The organism is Thiocystis violacea, from assembly GCF_016583575.1.
Taxonomy (GTDB): domain Bacteria; phylum Pseudomonadota; class Gammaproteobacteria; order Chromatiales; family Chromatiaceae; genus Thiocystis; species Thiocystis violacea.
On record NZ_NRRG01000059.1, the window covers coordinates 22698 to 28697 of the forward strand.

At 64.8% G+C, this 6000-nt stretch carries 5 protein-coding genes and 1 pseudogene; all 6 read left to right on the plus strand.

Annotation, left to right across the window (positions count from 1 at the left end):
• The first annotated feature begins 164 nt into the window (after positions 1–164).
• Entirely contained in the window at positions 165–1700 is a 1536-nt protein-coding gene (locus CKO27_RS20310; RefSeq protein WP_200376750.1) for a dynamin family protein, read from the plus strand.
• Between the two features lie 157 nt (positions 1701–1857).
• Entirely contained in the window at positions 1858–2925 is a 1068-nt protein-coding gene (gene nadA, locus CKO27_RS20315; protein ID WP_200376751.1) for a quinolinate synthase NadA, read from the plus strand.
• A 182-nt stretch (positions 2926–3107) separates the two neighbouring features.
• Positions 3108–3680 (plus strand): NapC/NirT family cytochrome c, encoded by a 573-nt coding sequence (locus CKO27_RS20320; RefSeq protein ID WP_200376752.1) that lies wholly within the window; start codon positions 3108–3110, stop codon positions 3678–3680.
• Positions 3681–3713: 33 nt separating this feature from the next.
• Positions 3714–4679, plus strand: a complete 966-nt coding sequence (locus tag CKO27_RS20325; RefSeq protein ID WP_200376753.1) for an ankyrin repeat domain-containing protein — start codon at positions 3714–3716, stop codon at positions 4677–4679.
• A 134-nt stretch (positions 4680–4813) separates the two neighbouring features.
• Complete coding sequence (locus CKO27_RS20330; RefSeq protein WP_200376754.1) at positions 4814–5413, plus strand: c-type cytochrome; 600 nt, start codon at positions 4814–4816, stop codon at positions 5411–5413.
• A gap of 21 nt (positions 5414–5434) precedes the next feature.
• Positions 5435–6000: pseudogene (gene fccB, locus CKO27_RS20335) on the plus strand (sulfide-cytochrome-c reductase); the annotation flags it as partial.

The following is a 6000-nucleotide window of genomic DNA, read 5'->3' on the forward strand; positions in this document are numbered from 1 at the left end:
CGCAAACAAAATTCGTCGATGGGACAGTTGGCTACCGTTGATCCTGGGGTTCGGTGTAACATCGGCACCCATTGCGAGCCTGGTTCGAGACGCCCGCGACCACCCGCCAACCCAAGACCCGCCCTTGGCGACATCCGCCAACCCAAGTAACCGAGGAGCCCTCAATGACGTCCACGGCCGACGCCCTTCAGCAACGCCTAGCCGAGCTGGAATCCCATCTGGAACAAGAGAATCCGGTTCTCCTGAGCGCGGTGCAAAGCTTCCGGGTGATCGACCGCGTCGCCTACCGCATGGGCCTGCTGGAACCCAATCAATCCTTCGCGACCCAAATCCCCTGGTGGCCGCTGATTTCCATCCTGGGCACCTTCTCGGCCGGCAAGTCCACCTTCGTCAATTACTACCTCGGCCATAAGCTCCAGCGATCGGGCAACCAGGCGGTCGACGATCGCTTCACCGTCATCGTTTACAGCCCGGAGACCGTGAGTCATACCCTGCCGGGCGTCTCGCTCGACTCGGACCCGCGCTTCCCCTTCTTCCGCATGTCGCACTCCATCGAGGAGGTCGCCGGTGGCGAGGGCAGTCGCATCGACGCCTACCTTCAGCTCAAGACCTGCCGCAGCGATCGGCTGCGCGGCAAGATCCTGATCGATTCGCCGGGATTCGACGCCGATGCCCAGCGTACCGCGGTGCTGCGCATCACCGACCACATGATCGACCTCTCGGACCTGGTGCTGGTGTTCTTCGACGCGCGCCATCCCGAGCCGGGCGCCATGCGCGATACCCTGAAACATCTGGTCGCCGATACCATCAAGCGTTCCGACTCGGGAAAATTCCTTTATATCCTGAATCAACTGGACTCCGCGGCCGGCGAGGACAATCCGGAAGACGTGGTGGCCGCCTGGTTGCGGGCGATCGGCGAGGCGGGACTGACGGCGGGACGCTTCTACACCATCTACAGCCCGGACGCGGCAATCCAGATCCCCGACGAGCACCGGCGCAAACGTTTCGAAAAGAAACGCGACGAGGATCTCGGCGACATCTATCAGCGCATGGAGCAGGTCGAGGTCGAGCGCGCCTATCGGATCGTCGCGGCCCTGCGCAAGAGCGCGAGCGATTTCACCCGGAACTCCGTGCCCCTGCTGCAATCGGCGATGCGCCGGTGGCGGCGGCGCACCCTGGCCACCGACAGCCTGCTGCTGATCGCCGCCGTTGGCGGGTTCATGACCTGGAGCCTCCAGGCCGGCCAATGGCACGGCTTCGACTACGAAGCCGGATGGCTGGACCTGATCAAGAGCATACCCTGGGGCCTTCACAGCCTGGAGGGCAGCCTGGTGGTCCTGGCGCTCGCGATCCATTTCGGCGTCCGGCATCTGGCCGCGCTCAGCCTCAAGCCTGGTCTGCGCAAGCAGGTCGAGCATCTGCATCCGCCCGGCGATGTCATGACCGCCTTCGAGCGCAATACCTGCTTCTGGCGCCCCATGATCCTGGGCCGCCCCTTCGGCTGGGGCCGTCGGGCGCGTGCCGAGATCGACGAAGTCCTGCAGGGCTGCGAAAGCTACATTCAGACCTTGAACGAACGCTTCACCAACCCAAAAGGATTGTCCGAGGGTGAACGCGCGTCGGCGCGAGCCCCCGAAGCCGTCTCCGCCGCCCCACAAACCGCTCACGAGTCACCCCTGCCGACGTCCGAACCTGTCTAACGACTCGCCGGCTCCGCCGGGCCGAATCAAGCGCCCGGCCTGGATCCGCGACTCGTTCGGATCCAGGCCGGTTGACTTGCGCGGCCGGGCGCCGGCCACCCCCGACGCACCAGCGAAGCGGTTCCAAGTATCCGTCGCCCCTAAGCGGAGTACCTGCATGGCCAACCTCACCCCCGAGGGTCTTACCGTCCGTCCCGTCGAAGTGCCTCCCCACCCCCAGTGGCCGGACTTGAGCCACGAGGAAAAATCCGCGCTCAAAACGCGCATTCAAGATCTTCTGAAGGCGCGTGACGCGGTTCTCGTGGCCCACTATTACACCGACCCGGATCTCCAGTCGCTGGCCGAGGAGAGCGGCGGCTATGTGGCGGATTCGCTGGAAATGGCGCGCTTCGGCACCGAGACGCACGCCGAGACCCTGGTCGTGTGCGGCGTGCGCTTCATGGGCGAGACGGCCAAGATCCTGAATCCCGAGAAGCGGGTTCTGATGCCGGACCTCAAGGCTACCTGCTCGCTCGACGAAGGCTGTCCGATCGAGGCGTTCAGCGCCTTCTGCGAGGCCCATCCGGATCACAAGGTAGTGGTCTACGCCAACACCAGCGCGGCCGTGAAGGCCCGCTCGGACTGGGTCGTCACCTCCAGCATCGCGCTGCCCGTCGTCAGGCACCTGGCCGCCCGGGGCGAGAAGATCATCTGGGCGCCGGACAAGCATCTCGGACACTATGTCGAGCGCATGACCGGAGCCGAGATGCGGCTCTGGAATGGCGCCTGCGTGGTGCACGAGGAATTCAAATCCTTCGCCCTAGAGCGCGTCCGCAAGCTGCACCCGGACGCGGCCGTGCTGGTCCATCCCGAATCGCCGGACGAGGTGGTCGACCAGGCCGATATCGTCGGCTCGACCACCCAGTTGATCAAGGCCGTCGCCGAGATGCCGAACCGGGAGTTCATCGTCGCCACCGACGCCGGTATCTTCTGGAAGATGCGCCAGATCGCGCCCCACAAGACCTTGATCCCCGCGCCCACGGCCGGCGAGGGCGCGACCTGCGAAAGCTGCGCCCACTGTCCCTGGATGGCCATGAACGCGCTCCAGAATCTGGAACGGGTGCTCGTGACCGGGGACCAGGAGATTCACATCGATCCAGCCATTCGGGAGCGCGCCGTGGTCCCGATCCAACGCATGCTCGACTTCGCCCGCGAACAGGGCATCGGACGGGCGCGGCCCGCCTGACCCGCGACTCTCGATCGATGGGCGGCCGAGCGCCCCGTGCCTCCCGCTCCTTGGCAACCAAGGTTCCTTGCTTTAACATCCATGACAATTATCAATACGAAGTAGCCCGCCGGATCGATCCCCGTTGATCCTGGTGAGGCTCGTCAGAGCGGCAGCCATGCCGCCACCAGGAGGATCCGCGAATGTCGAAGCCCACGGCTTCATCCAAACGTTTTTCCATGATCGCATTAGGGTTGCTATTCCTCGCAGGCATCGGCTTCGTATGGGGAGTCGACTTCGCGATCAAGACCACCAACACGACCGAGTTCTGCACCTCCTGTCACACCATGAAGACCAACTTCGCGGAGTATCAGGAATCGCTTCACTACAAGAACACCTCCGGCGTCCAGGCCACCTGCGCCGACTGCCATGTCCCCAAGAAACTCGGCCCCAAGCTGGTCACCAAGATCGTGGCCGCCAAGGACGTCTATCACGAACTCATGGGCACCATCGACACGCCGGAAAAATTCGAGGCGCGCCGCTGGCATCTGGCCAACATGGTCTGGAAGCGCATGGAGGCCAGCGACTCGCGTGAATGCCGCTCCTGTCACGACTTCGCGAACATGGATCTCTCGGAGCAAACCCGTTCCGCGCGTAGCCGTCATTCCGCCGCCGAGGACAAGGGGCAGACCTGCATCGAGTGCCACAAGGGCGTGGCTCATACCGAGCCGACCGAGCCGGAAGCCACCGAGACAGTCACGTCCGACGCCTCCTGACCCCAGGGTCGCCGCTCAAGCCAAGAGGCCGCCATGGATCGAATTCACACACCCAGCGCCCGCGACGCCCTGCTGCTGTTAGCCCTGTCGTCACTCGGCCCATCGGCATGGGCCGATGAGAAAGACCTGGAAACCGAGCTGCGACTCTCGGTCATGATCGGCGACAGCGAAGCCGCCGCCAGTCTTCTGGACCAGGGCGTGCCGGTGGACGCGCCGAACCCCTTCGGCAAGACGGCCTTGATGTTCGCCGTCGAGGCCGATGACATGCCGACCGTCGCCCTGCTCCTGACCAGGGGCGCGGACGTCAATGCCCGGACCGTCGCCGGCTGCACGCCCCTGACCTTCGCCGCCGAGGCCGGGCACATCGGCATCAGCGCGCTCCTCCTGGAGCGTGGCGCCCACGTCCACGACCGCGCGCGCGCCGGCTGGGACGCACTCATGATCGCCTCGCGCCACGGCATCACCGACATGGTCGGACAACTGCTGTTTCGCGGCGCGGACCCCAAGGCGGCGGATCGCGAGGGACGCACCGCGCTCATGCAGGCGGCCTCGAAGGGCCATGTCGAGGTCATCGGTCCCTTGATCGATGGCGGCTCGGATCTGGAAGCCCGCGACAGGGAAGGCGCCACGGCGCTGTTGATCGCCGCCGACCATGGTCACCTCGAAGTCGTCCAGATCCTCGCCAGCCGTGGCGCGCTCATCGACGCCCGCGATGGGCTCGGAGCCACCCCGCTCATCCTGGCCAGCGGTCGGGGCCATGTCGAAATGGCCAGTCGGCTGCTGGAACTGGGAGCGGATCCCAATCAACAGGACCAAGAGGGAACGACAGCCCTGATGGAGGCGGTGGCCACCGACCACATCGCCATGATCGAACGACTGATTCAGGCCGGCGCCAGGACCGACCTCAAGGACGTCCAGGGACGCACGGCGGCCGATCTGGCCTCCCAAAAAGGCAACCAGGAAGCGATCGAGTTGCTGGCAGGCCGCGACGCCGGCTAGGGAGGCGCGGTCGCGCCGGCTTTCGCAACGACCGACAACCGAGGATTCGCCCCCCGGACCCGCCAACCGGCGGCGAAGTTCGGCGACTCATCGTCAACGACGCCAATCGGCACTAAGAGGAGAGGAGAACAACAATGACCATGCGAATCATAAGACTGGCGCTGGCCAGCGGGGTGCTGACCCTGGGGCTCTCGTCCAACGCCGCCGCCGAGGCCACCGCCGAGATGCTCGCGAACAGCTGCGCGGGCTGCCACGGAACCCATGGCAACAGCGTGGGGCCGGCCTCGCCATCGATCTCGGCCATGGATCCGGTGGTCTTCGTCGACACCATGGAAGCCTTCAAGAGCGGGGACACCAACTCGACCATCATGGGCCGCATCGCCAAGGGCTACTCCACCGAGGAGTTCCAGAAGATGGCGACCTACTTCCACAAGCAGCCCTACCAGCCGGCCAGGCAGTCCTTCGACACGGCTCTCGCCGACAAGGGCGCGAAACTGCATGACAAGTACTGCGAGAAGTGTCATGCCGAGGGCGGCAAGCCGCTGGTCGACGAAGAGGATTACAACATCCTGGCCGGTCAGTGGACCCCCTATCTCCAGTTCGCCATGTCGGACTTCCGCGAGGAACGCCGCCCGATGGAGAAGAAGATGGCCAACAAGCTCAACGAGATGCTCAAGGCCGAGGGCGACGCCGGTCTCGACGCCCTGTTCGCCTTCTACGCCAGCCAACAATAAGCATCCAGGAGGAGTTCGGACATGACTTTGAACAGACGCGATTTCATCAAGGCCTCCGGCGCCGCGGCGGCGGTCGGGATCCTGGGTTTTCCACACATCGCCTTCGGCGCCGGCCGCAAGGTCGTGGTGGTCGGTGGCGGCACGGGCGGAGCCACAGCGGCCAAGTACATCAAGCTGGCCGATCCGAGCATCGAGGTCACCCTGATCGAACCCAACAAGGACTATTACACCTGTTATCTGAGCAATGAAGTCCTGAGCGGCGACCGCGAGCTGGATGCCATCAAGGTCGGCTACGAGGGCCTCAAGGCCCATGGCATCAAGGTCGTCCACGACAGCGCCACCGGAATCGACCCGGACAAGAAGGTGGTCAAAACCGCCGGTGGAACGGAATTCGGCTATGACCGCTGCGTGGTCGCGCCGGGCATCGAGCTCGTTTACGAGAAGGTCGAGGGCTACAGCGAGGAAGCCGCCGCCAAGCTGCCCCACGCCTGGAAGGCCGGCGAGCAGACCGCCATCCTGCGCAAGCAGCTCGAGGACATGAAGGACGGCGGTACCGTCGTCATCGCCCCGCCGCCCGCCCCCTTCCG

What these genes read in the sequence shown, in the direction of transcription:
- CKO27_RS20330 (WP_200376754.1), top strand. Translation starts at nt 4,814, where the DNA reads ATGACCATGCGAATCATAAGACTGGCGCTGGCCAGCGGGGTGCTGACC.
- CKO27_RS20320 (WP_200376752.1), top strand. Translation starts at nt 3,108, where the DNA reads ATGTCGAAGCCCACGGCTTCATCCAAACGTTTTTCCATGATCGCATTA.
- nadA (WP_200376751.1), top strand. Translation starts at nt 1,858, where the DNA reads ATGGCCAACCTCACCCCCGAGGGTCTTACCGTCCGTCCCGTCGAAGTG.
- CKO27_RS20325 (WP_200376753.1), top strand. Translation starts at nt 3,714, where the DNA reads ATGGATCGAATTCACACACCCAGCGCCCGCGACGCCCTGCTGCTGTTA.
- CKO27_RS20310 (WP_200376750.1), top strand. Translation starts at nt 165, where the DNA reads ATGACGTCCACGGCCGACGCCCTTCAGCAACGCCTAGCCGAGCTGGAA.